At 54.2% G+C, this 16,197-nt stretch carries 14 protein-coding genes; 8 read left to right on the top strand and 6 right to left on the bottom strand.

Annotated elements, in window-relative coordinates:
• Window positions 1-15 precede the first annotated feature (15 nt).
• From AAIE02_RS19510 to queF, 3 genes are all read right to left on the bottom strand, one after another.
• On the bottom strand, window positions 16-684 hold the full coding sequence (locus tag AAIE02_RS19510) for a hypothetical protein (protein WP_336821357.1): 669 nt from the start codon (window positions 682-684) through the stop codon (window positions 16-18).
• 641 nt (window positions 685-1,325) lie between these two features.
• Window positions 1,326-2,690, bottom strand: coding sequence for a nucleotide 5'-monophosphate nucleosidase PpnN (gene ppnN / locus AAIE02_RS19505; protein WP_008458407.1), 1,365 nt, complete (start codon window positions 2,688-2,690; stop codon window positions 1,326-1,328).
• Window positions 2,691-2,805: 115 nt separating this feature from the next.
• The gene (queF, locus tag AAIE02_RS19500; protein WP_336709394.1) at window positions 2,806-3,648 is read right to left on the bottom strand and encodes an NADPH-dependent 7-cyano-7-deazaguanine reductase QueF; all 843 of its coding nucleotides are present in this window, start codon (window positions 3,646-3,648) and stop codon (window positions 2,806-2,808) included.
• Between the two features lie 64 nt (window positions 3,649-3,712).
• Between queF and syd the strand changes: the two genes are divergently transcribed.
• The 4 genes from syd to AAIE02_RS19480 all read left to right on the top strand — a co-directional run bounded on the left by syd (window position 3,713) and on the right by AAIE02_RS19480 (window position 6,485).
• A complete protein-coding gene (gene syd, locus AAIE02_RS19495) occupies window positions 3,713-4,258 on the top strand; it encodes a SecY-interacting protein (RefSeq protein WP_498533078.1) in 546 nt (181 codons plus the stop codon).
• A gap of 651 nt (window positions 4,259-4,909) precedes the next feature.
• Window positions 4,910-5,239: a YqcC family protein gene (locus tag AAIE02_RS19490; RefSeq protein WP_498533077.1), complete on the top strand. Its 330-nt coding sequence runs from the start codon at window positions 4,910-4,912 to the stop codon at window positions 5,237-5,239.
• Complete coding sequence (truC, locus tag AAIE02_RS19485) at window positions 5,239-6,018, top strand: tRNA pseudouridine(65) synthase TruC (RefSeq protein WP_498533076.1); 780 nt, start codon at window positions 5,239-5,241, stop codon at window positions 6,016-6,018. The genes AAIE02_RS19490 and truC overlap by 1 nt, the downstream gene beginning before the upstream one ends.
• 17 nt (window positions 6,019-6,035) lie before the next feature.
• On the top strand, window positions 6,036-6,485 hold the full coding sequence (locus tag AAIE02_RS19480) for a flavodoxin (RefSeq protein WP_039297682.1): 450 nt from the start codon (window positions 6,036-6,038) through the stop codon (window positions 6,483-6,485).
• Between the two features lie 46 nt (window positions 6,486-6,531).
• Here the strand turns inward: AAIE02_RS19480 and AAIE02_RS19475 are convergent, their stop codons facing one another.
• Together AAIE02_RS19475 and AAIE02_RS19470 are read right to left on the bottom strand one after the other, a co-directional pair.
• Window positions 6,532-6,873, bottom strand: coding sequence for a helix-turn-helix domain-containing protein (locus AAIE02_RS19475; protein ID WP_008458396.1), 342 nt, complete (start codon window positions 6,871-6,873; stop codon window positions 6,532-6,534).
• A gap of 42 nt (window positions 6,874-6,915) precedes the next feature.
• The gene (locus tag AAIE02_RS19470; protein WP_008458394.1) at window positions 6,916-8,043 is read right to left on the bottom strand and encodes an MBL fold metallo-hydrolase; all 1,128 of its coding nucleotides are present in this window, start codon (window positions 8,041-8,043) and stop codon (window positions 6,916-6,918) included.
• 182 nt (window positions 8,044-8,225) lie between these two features.
• On the opposite strand from AAIE02_RS19470, the gene AAIE02_RS19465 reads away from it, so the two are divergent.
• Window positions 8,226-8,798, top strand: a complete 573-nt coding sequence (locus AAIE02_RS19465; RefSeq protein WP_008458392.1) for a TetR/AcrR family transcriptional regulator — start codon at window positions 8,226-8,228, stop codon at window positions 8,796-8,798.
• A gap of 56 nt (window positions 8,799-8,854) precedes the next feature.
• On the opposite strand, the gene barA is transcribed toward AAIE02_RS19465, so the two are convergent.
• Window positions 8,855-11,611 (bottom strand): two-component sensor histidine kinase BarA, encoded by a 2,757-nt coding sequence (gene barA, locus AAIE02_RS19460; RefSeq protein ID WP_498533075.1) that lies wholly within the window; start codon window positions 11,609-11,611, stop codon window positions 8,855-8,857.
• 61 nt (window positions 11,612-11,672) lie between these two features.
• On the opposite strand from barA, the gene rlmD reads away from it, so the two are divergent.
• From rlmD to mazG, 3 genes are all read left to right on the top strand, one after another.
• Window positions 11,673-12,986: a 23S rRNA (uracil(1939)-C(5))-methyltransferase RlmD gene (gene rlmD, locus AAIE02_RS19455; RefSeq protein WP_498533203.1), complete on the top strand. Its 1,314-nt coding sequence runs from the start codon at window positions 11,673-11,675 to the stop codon at window positions 12,984-12,986.
• A gap of 51 nt (window positions 12,987-13,037) precedes the next feature.
• The gene (gene relA / locus AAIE02_RS19450; protein ID WP_008458386.1) at window positions 13,038-15,269 is read left to right on the top strand and encodes a GTP diphosphokinase; all 2,232 of its coding nucleotides are present in this window, start codon (window positions 13,038-13,040) and stop codon (window positions 15,267-15,269) included.
• 100 nt (window positions 15,270-15,369) lie between these two features.
• Window positions 15,370-16,161 (top strand): nucleoside triphosphate pyrophosphohydrolase, encoded by a 792-nt coding sequence (mazG, locus tag AAIE02_RS19445; RefSeq protein WP_498533074.1) that lies wholly within the window; start codon window positions 15,370-15,372, stop codon window positions 16,159-16,161.
• Window positions 16,162-16,197: the final 36 nt, after the last annotated feature.

The raw sequence follows: 16,197 nt of genomic DNA, 5'->3' as shown, positions 1-16,197 counted from the left end.
CAGGGTTACTTCAAATTACAAACCTGATTTCAGCGCCTTTTTTTGACCACCTTCATTCAGCGTGTAGTGCCAGATTTTTTGCGGCACAATGTCCCGCTCCAGGCTCCGGCCGGGCCTTAATTGAATATTGACGGGTGGACTACAGTCTTTAAGTGTTGCATCGCAGGATTTCAGGTCGCTGATAACCACGGAGGCATTCCCCCTGTTGCTGATACGCAGTTTTTTACCTTTATCCGTAATTTGCGTATCGAAGCGAACATTATCGGGATGAACGGTCACAATGGTGCCAAACCCGGTGAGTACGCTGACGCTGGCGTTGATGGCATCCTGATACTTTTCAACTTCATCCTTGCTGAGCGTAAATTCATCCCTGTTTTTCGGCACGACGGGAATATAACGCACGCGATAATAAGACTCTTTATTGCGGGCGCCGGTATAGACCAGTCTGTTGGTTTGCATTCCGCCCGCAGGGATAATTAGCCGCGGCGGGGACGAAATAACCCCGGCGCCCTGCCCGTTAACAATGGCCGCATTATCAAGCGGAATTTCCTTTGCCGGGCTGTGCTCGTTATAAACTATTTCACTAACCTCAACGCGTACAAATGCCGTGGCATCCCCGGAGTTATAAATGCGTTTGGCGAGGGTGTTTTTACCGGAATAGATATACTCATTTAACGGCCCCACATTGATCACCGGGCCAGCAAAAGCGTGCATGGGCAGAGCGATGAAAACAGCTAAGAGCAAGTTATGAGTTAGGCCACGAGCAGGCATAAAAGCCACCACTGCAAAGTTTTGATTGGGAGCGTATTTAAGCATGGCTTACAGGCTGCTCAGTGTTTTTTTCTCTTAATTAATGTTTTTTCTCTCTTAATTAAACTGCGCATGCTGCAATGATGTTTTAAATATAGTGCGATCGTTTGTTTTAATGCTTCTGAATAAAGAGATGTGCGGCGAGGTGCTGCGAGCTTGTTTTCATCATGATAATGCATGTTTGATAAATAGTTGTAAGCATTGTAAATGATCGGTTTGGTACGAAAGACAACAACTCTATGAGACTTGATATTTCTTGGGGGCGGCAGATGATGATTTTATATTATTGAAATGGGGGATCTATTAGGTCGTTGCCATTAATGTGAATGAGATTATATAGAGTAATATGTAAAACCAGAGCGTTATTTATTTAAAAGCACGATATAAATCAGGGGGGAGAGCTTAACAAATATATTGCAGAAGCATTTTAGACGCGGTTTTAAATGGTTATCTTCATTGTAAATAATGAACGTGGAAGAGGAAAAAGAAGGGCGACCGCTGGCCGCCCTGGAAGGTTAACGCACTATTTCGTAGCAGGGAATGTAGGCGCTGCCGGGCAGCTTCATGCGGTGCTGGGCGACAAAGCCCTGCAGCAGAACATCCATGCGTTTCATCATGTCCGGGTCCCCGTGCAGTTTGTACGGGCCGTATTTTTCGATGGCATGAATACCTGGCTCCTTCACGTTGCCGGCAACGATGCCTGAGAAGGCGCGCCGCAGCGAGGCGGCCAGCTTTTCCGCAGGCTGATCAGGGTAGAGCTGCAGGTTAGCCATGTTTTCGTGGGTCGGTTCAAACGGCATCTGCAGATCCGGCGAGATGCGAATGGACCAGTTGAAGCCGTAGGCATCACCGGTTTCACGGCGGTTCTCTTTCACCTGTGGCATCGCTTTTTTCATCAGGCGGGCGACTTCAGTTGCGTCGTCGATGATGATTTTATAATGCTGTCGTGCTTTCTCGCCCAGGGTGCTAACGATGAATTCATCCAGCACACGGAAGTAATCCGCGCTCTCTTTCGGCCCGGTGAGGATCAGCGGCAGTACCTGATCGTGGTTGTGCGGATTCATCAGAATGCCAAGCAGGTAGAGCAGCTCTTCTGCGGTACCGACCCCGCCAGGGAAGATAATAATGCCGTGGGCAATACGCACGAACGCCTCAAGGCGTTTTTCAATATCCGGCATGATGATCAGTTCATTGACCAGCGGGTTAGGCGGCTCGGCGGCGATAATCGAAGGTTCCGTCAGGCCGATAAAACGCCCTTCTTTATAGCGCTGCTGGGCGTGGCCGACGGCAGCACCTTTCATCGGTGCTTCCATCGCCCCCGGCCCGCAGCCGGTGCAGATATTCAGCTCGCGTAGGCCAAGCTGAGTGCCCACACGGCGGGCATACAGGTATTCGTTTTCGTTAATGGAGTGCCCGCCCCAGCAAACCACCAGGTTCGGGGCTTCACCCACGTGCAGCGCGCGGGCATTTCGTAAAATAGAAAACACCACGTTGGTGATATGAATAGAGTTTTCTTTGTTCAAATGCTGAAAACGGCCTGCGTTGGTAATCTGGCCGTTAACAAACAGAATATCGCGCAGGACGGCAAACAGGTTAGCCTGCAGCGCGCGGATGATTCGGCCGTCAACAAAGGCGTCTTCCGGGGGGTTAATCAGTTCGAGTTTTACGCCACGTTCACGGCGTAACACATTGATGTCAAAGTTCTGGTAGCGAGAAAGCAGCTCTTTGCTGCTGTCGGTTTGACTGCCGGAATTAAGGACCGCCAGTGAGCAGTTACGAAACAGTTGATAAAGGTCGCTGCTGGCGGTGCGTTTAAGCATATCGACTTCCAGCTGCGACAACATATCCATTGAGCCAAGCGGGCTAATATGTGTAATCAAGTGAACTCCTTACGGAACGAAAAGTGCCGTTCTCACAGATTACAATAGCCCTGGCTTGTTCACTTTAACAACCCGTAAACCACATTCACTTTTGGCGCTGGGAGCTATTTCGCACTTATTGGCGGGTCAGGCGGCCAAAAGCAGGATGGAAATCGGTATTCGTCCGCCACGGGTTAATGTCCAACCCGCCCCGACGCGTGTAGCGTGCGTAAACGCTGAGCGAGTGCGGCTGGCAGAAGCGCTGCAGGTCATTAAAGATGCGCTCTACGCACTGCTCATGAAACTCGTTGTGATGGCGGAAGGAGACCAGATAGCGCAGCAGCTTTTCGCGATCGATTTTTGGACCACGATAGCGAATCTGTACGGAGCCCCAGTCTGGCTGGTGGGTGATCAGGCAGTTGGACTTCAGCAGGTGGCTAACCAGTGTCTCTTCCACGATCTCATCCCCCGCGGCCTGTTGCAGATAATCTGCATTGAAGTCGTAGCTGTCGATGGTGATGTCCTGCTCATCGATGCATTCTCCGCTGAACGCTGCGATTTCCTGGCCTTCCAGCTCATGCAGGCGGAACAGCACCACGCTGACGTCGCCTTCGGCGCAGGCGCTTAAATCACGCTTCAGCGTTGCCTGGACGGTTTCCCAGTCGGCGAAGCGGGTCTGGTTAAAGCTGTTCAGGTAGAGCTTAAAGCTTTTGGACTCCACAAGGTTGACGCTATTGGCGTCTAACTGCACATGGCCCACGGCGACCTGAGGCAGGCCATTACTGTTCAGCCATGAGAGTTCGTAGAGCGTCCAGATGTCGCCGCCGCTGAATGGCAGGCTGTCGGCGTGGAGGCCAAGCGGGTCGCGATTCAGGCTGCGCGGTACGGCCTGCAGTAGCGAAGGCTGGTATTGATCCTGATAAGCCGTGGGCTTACCCAGCGTCAGGCCACTTAGAGCCTGGTGATTTTCGTAGGACATGTTTCACCGAGATAAAGGTACAATTGGCTTTTATTGTACCCCAGCCTACGCGAGTGAGAAATTAATGAACGAAGTCGCCTTTGCCCTTAAAGAGTTTACCCGCCGTTTTTGCGACCAGTGGCAGGAGGAAACGGGAGGCTGGCCTGCCAGTGAAGCACTGTACGGCATTCCTTCGCCGTGCATTGTAACGACCACCGGGGGAGACGTGCGCTGGCAGCCCCAGCCGTTTATACCCGAAGCGGATTTAAGCGCCGTAGAGCGAGCATTGGATATTTCCCTCCAACCTGCCGTTGAAGCGTTTTACACCACGCAATTTGCCGGCGATATGCCCGCCGTACATGGGAATACTGCGCTGACGCTGCTGCAGGCATGGAGCGAGGACGACTTTGTTCGCGTGCAGGAAAATTTGATTGGCCATCTGGTGACGCAGAAGCGTTTGAAGTTATCTCCGACGCTATTTTTAGCGACGACTGACGATGAAATGGAAGTTGTCTCACTCTGCAACTTGACAGGTGCAGTGGTGCTTGAAAGAATCGGCACCCCGCAGCGGACCGTGCTTTCCGCCTCTCTTCCTGACTTTCTGAATGCCTTAACGCCACAGGTGATCTAGCTTTTTTGCCCAAGGCCTTGTGAGAGATCTCTTACAAGCCATGTGAGAGATCGCTACATTTGACGGCAGATGAAAGCGACTCTCATTTGTCGATACCTTTATAAAACAATGAGTTATTTTTGTTTTAGGAAAGTTCCGAATGAAAGTTTTTGCCCGCAGCACCGCTGCATCCCTTGTCACATGCGGGCAAATAGGGGATTCTATATCCATCGACAGGATGTCGACGTAATGAAGGAGACATTAGGATGATGTCGCTTCTTACAAAAGGAACCCGCCGGGATGGCGAACAAGGAAGGCTTCACAGATGAAGCATGGATAACTCAGGCAGAGTTAAAGGACACCTCCAGGACGGAGAATGAGAGCCGTAACAGGAGTGCGGTGGGTCAGGAAGACTTAAGGATTTCGCGTCAGGATGATGTTGGACACCCATCAGGATGATGGCAGCAGGAAGCCCTGGCGATGGATTGCTGGTCAGGAGACCAGAGGACAAAGTTGTCATGGATGAGCAGGGAGCATAAAAAGTAGCTGGATTAGCTGCGAAACGAACCGGGAGCACTGTGTAAACAGTGCTCCCTTTTTTTATGCCTTTTTCACGGGCAGCGAAGAAGTGTTATTCTGTACCGCTCTTTTCCACTGACGAATGAGGTTTTCATGGAGCGCCAGACGCTGGTTCGCCATCATTTACTCACCATTGAGCAGATCCTGCGCGATCATTCCCTCTGGCAGGGCCTGCCTCCCGATCCCACAGCATTCGAGAGCACGCAGCCTTTCTGCATGGATACGCTGCAGCCCCACGAATGGTTACAATGGGTCCTGATCCCTCGTATGCGCGCGCTGCTGGACAGCCAGCATCCTCTGCCTGACGCCTTTGCTATCGCCCCTTATTATGAGATGGCGCTGGATGCGACGCATGCCGTGCGTGAACCTCTCCTTGCCGTGCTGCTTGAGCTGGATGCACTGTTTGACGCGGAACAGGGTTGATGCTGGAGATTATTTACCAGGATGAATGGCTGGTTGCCGTGAACAAACCGTCCGGCTGGCTGGTTCACCGCAGCTGGCTGGACAGGCACGAAAAAGTCGTGGTGATGCAAACCGTCCGCGACCAGATTGGCCAGCACGTTTTTACCGTTCATCGCCTCGACAGACCAACCTCTGGCGTGCTGCTGATGGGGCTGTCCAGCGAAGTAGGTCGTCTGCTGTCACAGCAATTTGAGCAGCATCAAATGCAGAAACGCTACCATGCCGTGGTGCGCGGCTGGCTGCAGGACGAAGCCGTGCTGGATTATCCGCTGGTTGAAGAGCTGGATAAAATCGCCGATAAATTTAGCGACCAGGACAAAGGGCCACAGCCCGCAATGACGCATTATCGCGGGCTGGCAACGGTCGAAATGCCGGTGGCGGTGGGGCGCTATCCAAGCGTGCGCTACAGCCTGGTGGAGCTTGAGCCAAAGACTGGCCGTAAACACCAGCTTCGGCGGCATCTGGCGCATCTTCGGCATCCTATTATTGGCGATTCCAAACACGGCGATTTGCGTCAGAATCGTGGGGCGGCGGAGCATTTCGGTTGCCAGCGCCTGATGCTGCATGCCAGCCAGCTCTCTTTAAAGCATCCTGTTACCGGGGAACCGCTGACGCTAAAAGCGGGGCTGGATGAGACCTGGATGCAAATGCTGACACAATTTGGCTGGCGTGGTCAGCTACCGGATGTTGAAAATAGTGAGTATGATCCGGCGAGCTGCCAGGATAAGCCTTGTCCCTAATTCTTAAGGAGTTACCGATGGCCGAAGTGGGTATTTTTGTAGGCACGATGTACGGCAATGCGCTGTTAGTGGCGGAAGAAGCCGAAACTATTCTGAAAAAACACGGCCATCAGGCAAAGGTGTTTGAAGATCCCGACCTGACCGAGTGGCAATATTACCGCAACCATTATGCGCTGGTGGTCACGTCCACGACAGGGCAGGGCGATCTGCCGGACAGCATTGTTCCGCTTTTTCAGGCCATCAAAGATCAGCTGGGTTACCAGCCTGAACTGCATTACGGCTTGATTGCGCTGGGTGACAGTAACTACGACCACTTCTGCGGCGGCGGCAAGCAGTTTGACGCTTTATTGCAGGAGCAGGGCGCAACCCGCATTGCTGAGGTTTTAACGATTGACGCCAACGACCATCCGGAGCCTGAAGTGGTTTCCGGCCCGTGGGTTGAGCAGTGGGCGACTTTACTGAAGTAAGTGAAAACAGGGTGGGTAAGCGGCGCATACCCACCCAGAAAAGGTCTTAATTAAGCGGGGGTTCGTGCTCGCGACGGTAGGCGCCGGGAGAGGTATTGAACCGTTTCCCGAACGTGCGGGTAAAAGATTGCTGCGAATCAAAACCGTAGCGCACTGAGATATCGAGGATTTTGTCCTCGGTATTTTTCAGATCTTCTGCCGCTAACTGCAATTTACGTTCACGAATGTAGGCGCCGAGGCTTTTCCCCGCCCAGTCTGAGAACATCCGCTGCAGGTACCACTTCGAGTAGCCGGACTGCCTGGCGACTTCTTCAATACGCAGCGGGCGCTGCATGTTGCCATCGACCCACTCAAGCAGAGATTCCATAAAATCTTTAGGCATGGACATATCACCTCCTTCTACATCTTGCTCGTTCGATAATTGATAACGCTATTCCCACCAGGCATCGAAGGCCTGGCGCGGTTGACTGACTTCCAGTATTTGTCCCATTTCCGGCGTGAGCAGCTGATAGCTGCGGCCTTTGCTGGCGGTGGCTATGCGGCGGAAAGGCTCGTCCCAGCTGTGGTTCGCCAATGCAAACCGGCCTGCGTGCCCTGGCACCATGGTTTTCGCCCCCAGGTCTTCCGTCGCCTGAGCGGCTTCTTCCGGCATCATGTGGATGTATTTCCAGCCTTCGTCATACTGGCCGTTTTCCATGATCGCGAGATCGATATCGCTAAATTGCTCACCGATCTGTTTGAAATGCGGGCCGTAGCCGGAATCGCCGCTGTAATAAACTTTTCGCTGCGGCGTGACGAACATAAAGCTTGCCCACAGCGTTTTGTTGCCGGTTAACCCGCGGCCAGAGAAGTGACGTGCCGGCAGGGCGTGAATCGTTAATTCATCGTCAATGGCGACTTTTTCCTGCCAGTCCAGTTCGTGGATAAGCGCGGGATCGAAGCCCCAGGCTTCAAAATGTGCGCCAACGCCAAGCGGGGTGACTACCTGCTTAATCTTTGGCTTAAGCGCCCGCAGCGTGGGGTAGTCCAGGTGATCCCAGTGATCGTGAGAGATGATCAAAGTGTCTATGTCCGGCATATCTTCCGCTCGCCACGGATAATCGCCCGCAAACGCTTTGTTCAGAAAGGCGAACGGGGCGGCATAGTGGCTGAACACCGGATCGATAAGAATGCGTTTGCCGCCGAGCTGAATAAACCAGGAGGAATGGCCCAGCCACACCACCAGATCCTGCTGTTTATCAAGCTTTGCCAGATCGGTTTTGATCAGCGGCAGGGGACGATCGGGTTTTACCGTATCTGGCCGGGCGAAAAAGAAATCCCACAGCGCCGCAATGCGACCGCGTTTGTCGGTCATCATTGGCGTGTCCTGCTGATTGTGGAACTTGCCGTCGCGGTACTGGGGGGATTGCTGGATGCGTTCAAGGCGGCTGCCCTGCGGCAGTTTGCCAAATTCAGTCATCGGGAACAGCGCAGCACTAGTGGCAGTAAGGCCTAATAACATAATCACGACCATGAATTTTAGGGTTAACGAACGCTTGCCAGATTGCGCGGCAGCCATAAAGAATTCTCGTAGAAACTGTACGGGTTATATTGCTATTGAGTGAGTAAACACTCATTATAGGCTGGCAAGGTCAACCGTCAACAAAATTTACGGTATGATAAAGAACATGACATTCAGCGATCGCGGCGATCCCGATGGTTGAAATCCTATCCACTCAGATAACTGGCTTGTGAGGAACCGTGGCTCGTCCAAAAAGTGAAGATAAACGATTAGCATTACTCGATGCGGCAACCGATGCGATAGCGGAACTGGGATTAGGGGCGGCGACCTCTTTAATTGCCAGAAAGGCGGGCGTTGCCGAAGGGACATTGTTCCGTTATTTCCCGACTAAAGACGAGTTGCTGAACGCCGTTTATCTTCATCATAAGCAAGATCTTGGCAACGAGCTGATGAAGACCTACGATCGACATGCCTCAAGCAAAGAGCGCACCAGGACGGTGTGGGGGAATTACATCGACTGGGGGCTGGTAAATATGAATGCGCGTAAAGCGATGCGCCAGCTGGCGGTTTCCGGCAAGATCACGTCCGAAACGTTGGAAATGGTTTACCTTGCTTACCCGGATCTGCGTGACCTGTCGAAGGAATGTATCACCAACGAGGCGCTGACCGGCATTGAGTCGGCATTTGCCGACGCTATTTTCTTTGGCCTGGCCGAAACCACGATGGAATTTGCCGGACGCGATCCTTCACGCAGGGATGAATACAAATCTGCCGGCTTTGACGTGATGTGGCGCGGCATGACTAAAGGCTAACATTTTTGTAAAAGCGAAGAGGGCGTGCGGGATCCCTCTTCGTACCTGGTTTAAACTCAAATCTGATACTTCTTCGCTTCCCGCGCGACATTATCCATTTCGTCCAGTAGCTCCAGAATTTCAGGCTCCATCTCCTCTGGTGCTATGCCGTGACGCAGCTCGTGCTCGAGCGTCTGGCAGAGTTTTTTCATCCGAGGGACACCGCTGTAGCTGCAGCTTCCGTGCAGTTTATGCACGATATCAATTAATCCTTCGGGCTTGTCTCCCACCAGCTGTTCTTCGAGAACATTTCTCACTTCCGGTAAAAACGCCAGCAGCATGTCAAGCATCTCCCGGGCGAGATCGGCTTTGTTGGCGGCCTGCCGCAGCGCCAGGTTCCAGTCCAGCGTCTTATTGATATTAATTGCCGGCGGGACGGGGTCTTCCTGCTGAACGGGAAGCTGGCCGATATTGCCCGGATGGTAGCGCATCAGCAGGCGATGCAGCTTTTCTTCTTCAATCGGCTTGGCGAGATAGTCGTTCATGCCGGCGCTCATGAGTTTCTCTTTTTGCCCCGCCAGCGCGTGGGCAGTAACAGCAATCACCGGGGTTTGCTGGTGATGCGGCAACTGGCGAATCAGCTCGCAGGCGCGGATGCCGTCCATTTCCGGCATCTGAATGTCCATCAGGATAATATCGATGTTCATTTGTCGGGCGCGCTCCAGCGCCTGCGTGCCGCTTTCACACAGCACAACTTGCTGAACTCTGTCTTCGAGTAACGCGCCGATCAGCTTCAGGTTGGCCGGGTTATCGTCCACCGCCATGACGGCCATCGGCAGCTTATCGCTATGTTCAACGAACGGCAGAGCCAGATTAGCTTTCGGGCAGCTTTCAAGCAGCATCGGGAACAGGCGCGTAGAGGTGATCGGTTTTAACAGGCAGCCCGCCACGCCTTGGCGCTTAAGCTCTTCCGCCCCGACCTGGGTATGGCAGGGCAAGGCCAGAATCAGGCAATCTGCCATGGTGACCGCTTTGGCGAGCTTAGGGTTTGCCAGCGTGAGCGTTTCTGTAAAGGTGACGGGAATGCCACACAGCAGAATATCGTAATGCTCATCGGGCAGTCCGGTGAGGGACGGGCTGTGCACGACGTCCAGCGGCGTATTTTGCAGCAAATTCAGGGTGCTCTGCGCGGCGGTCGCGTTTGGCTCGACGTAGCCGAGGCGTTTACCTGCCAGTTTGTCCAGCACTTGCCTGTCGTTTACGGCGTTCGGGTTCAGATCCAGGCTGATGTGGAACCAGAACGTTGAGCCCCGATTCGGTTTACTGTGGAAGGAGATATCACCGCCCATTTCATTCACCAGCTTCTGGGTGATCACCAGCCCCAGCCCGGTGCCACCGTGGCGGCGGGAAATACTGGCATCCGCCTGGCGGAAGGCCTGGAAGAGACGCGATTGTTCCTGTTCAGGAATGCCGATGCCGGTGTCGTGGATCTGCATTTCAATCTGAACTTTGTTGTTACCTTCCGCCCTTTTTTCCACCAGCAGGTCGATGTTGCCGGTTTCGGTGAATTTAATCGCGTTACCCACCAGATTGGTGACCACCTGCTGCAGGCGCAGAGGGTCGCCAATCACATTATCCGGCACGTCATTTTTGATGTTTAGCGTCAGCTCAAGGCCTTTGTCGTGGGCGGAATGTGCCAGCAGAGTTACCACCTCATCCAGCGTGTTGCGCAGCGGGAAGGGAATGGATTCCAGCAGAAGCTTGCCCGCTTCGAGCTTGGAGAAGTCCAGCACGTCATTGATGATGGTGAGCAAGTTATTGGCCGAGCGTTCAATCGTGTAGAGGTGATCGCGCTGGGTCGGGGTCAGGTCGGTTTTTAAGGCCAGACGAGTGAAGCCAATAACGCCGTTGAGCGGCGTTCGCAGCTCGTGAGACATATTTGCCAGAAACTCAGATTTTATACGGGCGGCTTCCTGAGCCCGCTTTTTGGCGAGATCGAGCTCCACGTTCTGAATTTCCATCTGCTCAAGGGTTTCACGCAGATCGGATGTGGCCTGGTCGACGTTGTGCTGCATCTCTTCGTGATACGCCGTCAGCGACATTGCCATCGAGTTAATGCCGTTTTTCAGCATATCCAGCTCGCCCAGCATAAACCCTTCCACGCGGCTGTCGAGCTGCCCGCGGCGAATGCGGTCCACGGTATTTACCATATTGCGGATGGGCCCGGTCACGTCGCGCATCAGGCGATAGGCAAACAGCATCGCAATGCCAATACAGAACAGCATCATCAAAGTGGAGATAAAGATTTCGCGGTATTGCTGCAGGCGAACGGATTTGAGATCCAGCTCCATGGCGACGTAGCCGAGGGTGCTGTTGCTTTGTTTGACGTTGGTTTCAGCGGACTCATCCGGTGAGTATCTTTCGGAAATAATCGGCATTCGCAGGATCATAATGTCGCCCGCGCGGGTGACGGTGAGATCTTTCGGGGGCTTTTCCCCGTCGGGCAGCTTCAGGCGAGCGGCGTTATGCTGAAAATTAGAGGTGACGAACAGCTTGTTACTGTCGTCGTAAATTGAAATGCCCCGCACGATATCCGAATGGCGGCGGTGCAGCACGCTGACTAACTGGCGAATCGACTCCCGGCTGTGGAAGTTCATGCCGTATTCGCTGGAGACCGCCAGGGGCTCAATAATACTGGCGCCGGCATCTTCCAGCTGACGCTGTAAGTCATTGTAACGATGGACAACGAAAAAGATGCTGAGCAGCAAACCGACCAACAGCGTCGGGGCCAGAATCAGGATCATCATACGTGCGCGCAGGCTGTAGTTGGTCATGGGGTTCCGATATGGGACAATAAAAGCAACAGTGACATTTGAGAACACATCTACTTACATCATGGCGCAATTCTACTCTGCAAAGCGACGCGATACGAATCGTGAATTACTTACCGTGACCGTCACCGACCTCGATCCATTTGGTCAGGGCGTCGCGCGCCACAAAGGCAAAGCGCTCTTTATTCGTGGAGCACTGCCCGGCGAACAGGTTGAGGTTCGCATTACCGAAGATAAGCGTAGCTACGCTCAGGCTGAGGTAAAGCGCCGTTTAAACGACAGCCCGGAAAGGGTGAAGCCGCGTTGCCCGCATTTTGGGATTTGCGGCGGCTGCCAGCAGCAGCACGCGAGCGTGGCGCTGCAGCAGGAGGCAAAATCTAAGGCGCTTGGGCGGATGATGGGCGAGCGCGAACAGCCTCGTCAGGTGGATGAAATTATTTCTGCCGGGGCATGGGGATACCGGCGTCGCGCGCGGCTGGGGTTGAATTATCTGCCCCGCACGCAAACCTTACAGATGGGTTTTCGTAAGGCGAGCGATAAAGCGCTGCTGGATATTCATCATTGCCCCGTCCTGGCGCCCCGGCTTGAAGCATTACTGAATCCTTTACGCCAGTGCTTGTCTGAATTAAGTATCGTGAACCGGTTAGGGCACGTGGAACTGGTTCTGGCCGACGGTGGGCCGCTGATGGTGCTGCGCCATTTGGCCCCGCTCAGCAAAGACGATCGGGAAAAACTGGAACAGTTTTCGCATTCCCATGAGGTGGTGTTATTCCTCGCCCCGGACAGCGACAGTCTGGAATCCCTGGCCGAGGAAGAGCCCTGGTATCATTCAGACGGGCTACGCTTAACCTTTAGTCCACGAGATTTCATCCAGGTTAACGACGCGGTGAATCAGCAAATGGTGGCGCGGGCGATCGAGTGGTTGGAGGTGCAGCCTGAGGATCGGGTGCTAGATTTGTTCTGCGGAATGGGGAATTTCACCCTGCCGTTGGCAAAACGAGCCGCCGCGGTCGTGGGGGTCGAGGGCGTTGCTGCGCTGGTGGCGAAAGGTGAATATAATGCTCAGCGTAATGCTCTGAAAAACGTGACATTCTTCCATGAAAACCTGGAAGATGACGTGACGCGTCAGCCCTGGGCGCAACAAGGATTTACTAAAATATTGCTCGACCCGGCGCGTGCCGGTGCGGCGGGTGTTATGCAGCACGTCATCAAACTGGCGCCGAGCCGCGTGGTGTACGTTTCCTGCAACCCCACCACGCTTGCGCGCGACAGCGAAACGTTGCTGGCCGCCGGGTACCACATTAAACGACTGGCCATGCTCGATATGTTCCCCCACACCGGGCATCTGGAGTCTATGGCGCTCTTTGAGCGTAATTGAAAGGGTTAATCAGGTTTATTGGCCTGAGCGTTAGCCCGACAGGAGAGGATAATGGTTGCGGTAAGAAGTGCACATCTCAACAAAGCTGGCGAATTTGCGCCCGAAAAATGGATTGCAAGCCTCGGGATTTCCAACCAGCAATCGTGTGAACGCTTAGCCGAAACCTGGGCGTATTGTGAACGCCAGACCAAAGGTCATCCTGATGCTGAATTATTGCTGTGGCGCGGCGTGGAAATGGTCGAAATCCTCTCGATGCTGAGCATGGACAACGATACGCTGCGTGCCGCGCTGCTGTTCCCGCTGGCGGATGCTGGCGTAGTCAGCGAAGAAGTGATGCTGGAAAGCGTCGGCAAGCAGGTGGTGACGTTGATTCACGGCGTGCGCGACATGGACGCGATCCGCCACCTGAAAGCGACCCATAACGACTCTGTTTCTTCCGACCAGGTGGATAACGTTCGCCGCATGCTGCTGGCGATGGTGGATGATTTCCGCTGCGTGGTCATCAAGCTTGCGGAACGTATCGCCCATCTGCGTGAAGTGAAAGATGCGCCGGAAGATGAGCGCGTACTGGCGGCCAAAGAATGTACCAACATTTACGCCCCGCTGGCGAACCGCCTCGGTATTGGCCAGCTCAAATGGGAGCTGGAAGATTACTGTTTCCGCTACCTGCACCCGGAAGAATATAAGCGTATCGCGAAGCTGCTGCACGAGCGCCGGATCGATCGCGAGCAGTACATCGACGACTTTGTCGGCACATTACGTTCTTCGATGAAAGAAGAGGGCGTAAAGGCTGAAGTTTATGGCCGACCAAAACACATCTACAGCATCTGGCGCAAAATGCAGAAAAAGCACCTCGCGTTTGACGAGCTGTTTGACGTGCGTGCGGTGCGTATCGTCGCCGAGCGCCTGCAGGATTGCTACGCGGCGCTGGGGATAGTGCATACTCACTTCCGCCATTTGCCGGATGAGTTTGACGACTATGTCGCAAACCCTAAACCGAACGGCTACCAGTCTATTCATACCGTGGTGCTTGGTCCGAACGGCAAAACCATAGAGATTCAGATCCGCACCAAGCAGATGCATGAAGAGTCTGAGCTGGGCGTGGCCGCGCACTGGAAGTACAAAGAAGGCAATGCGCGCAGCGGCAGTTCCGGCCATGAAGACCGCATTGCGTGGCTGCGTAAGCTTATCGCCTGGCAGGAAGAGATGTCCGACTCGGGCGAAATGCTTGACGAAGTCCGCAGCCAGGTCTTTGACGACCGCGTGTATGTGTTTACGCCGAAAGGGGACGTGGTTGACCTGCCTGCTGGCTCGACGCCGCTGGACTTTGCCTACCATATTCACAGTGATGTCGGGCACCGCTGCATCGGGGCGAAAATTGGCGGGCGCATCGTGCCGTTTACCTATCAGCTGCAAATGGGTGACCAGATCGAGGTCATCACCCAGAAGCAGCCGAACCCTAGCCGCGACTGGCTGAACCCTAACCTCGGGTACATTACTACCAGCCGCGGGCGCGCGAAGATCCACAACTGGTTCCGCAAGCAGGACCGGGACAAGAACATTCTTGCCGGACGCCAGATTCTGGACGATGAGATTGAGCATCTGGGCATCAGCCTGAAGGAAGCAGAGAAAACGCTGCTGCCGCGCTACAACTTCAACGAAATTGAAGAACTGCTGGCGGCTATCGGCGGGGGCGACATCCGCCTCAACCAGATGAGCAACTACCTGCAGGCGCAGTTTAATAAGCCAAGCGCCGAGGAGCAGGATGCCGCCGCGCTACGTCAGCTGACGCAAAAAAGCTATTCGCCGCCGCAGTCGCGCAGTAAAGACAATGGTCGTGTGGTCGTTGAGGGCGTAGGGAATCTGATGCACCATATCGCCCGCTGCTGCCAGCCGATTCCGGGGGATGAAATCGTCGGCTTTATTACCCAGGGGCGCGGGATCTCGATTCACCGTGCCGACTGTGACCAGTTGGCCGAGCTGCAATCCCACGCGCCGGAACGTATCGTCGATGCCGTTTGGGGGGAAAGCTACTCCAGCGGTTATTCGCTGGTGGTGCGCGTCACGGCGAACGACCGCAGCGGCCTGCTTCGCGACATCACCACGATTCTGGCGAACGAAAAGGTCAACGTGCTTGGCGTGGCCAGCCGCAGTGACACGAAACAGCAGCTTGCCACCATCGATATGACTATCGAGATCTATAACCTGCAGGTGCTTGGCCGCGTGCTGGGCAAACTCAACCAGGTGCCGGACATTATCGATGCCCGCAGGCTGCACGGCTAATTGATTGCCCCTCGCCCCTAAGAACAATTCTACTCGATCCAGCCCCCTTTCCCTTTTAGGGAGAGGAGGCTAGTGAGGGTAAAAAAAACAAGGAATTACAATGACTCAAATCGACCGCCTGCTCGGGATCATGCAGCGTCTGCGTGACCCTGAAAACGGCTGCCCGTGGGATCGCGAGCAAACCTTTGCCACCATCGCCCCTTACACGCTCGAAGAAACCTATGAAGTGCTCGACGCCATTTATCGTGAAGATTTTGACGACCTGCGCGGCGAGCTGGGTGACCTGCTGTTCCAGGTGGTGTTTTACGCCCAGATGGGGCAGGAAGAAGGGCGCTTTAATTTTGAAGATATCTGCCAGGAGATTGGCGACAAGCTTGAACGCCGCCACCCGCATATCTTTGCTGACGGCGACGCCGCGACCAGCGGTGAAGTGCTGGCGAAGTGGGAGCAAATCAAAATTGAAGAGCGCGCGCAGAAGGCACAACACTCGGCGCTGGACGACATCCCAGAGGCGCTGCCCGCGTTGATGCGAGCGCAAAAAATCCAGAAACGCTGCTCAAACGTCGGCTTTGACTGGAAGACGCTTGGCCCGGTGCTGGATAAAGTGCACGAAGAGATCGACGAAGTCATGTTTGAAGCCCAGCAGGCCGTGGTGGACGAGGCAAAGCTGGAAGAAGAAGTGGGTGATTTATTGTTCGCCACCGTCAATCTGGCTCGCCATTTGGGCACCAAGGCTGAGGTGGCGTTACAAAAAGCTAACCGAAAATTCGAGGCCCGTTTCCGAAAAGTGGAGGCGATTGTCGCCGCTCAGGGGTTGACCATGGAGCAGGCCGGGCTGGAAATTATGGAAAAAGCCTGGCAAGAAGTGAAACGCCAGGAAACTGAAATCTAAAGCGTTTTTGCTATCAGCTGCACTTTTTAGCGCTTT

This window comes from Cedecea sp. Ae19-4 (assembly GCF_059801165.1).
Note: the sequence above shows the minus strand (reverse complement) of the source record. Positions and strands in the feature narration are given on the sequence as shown.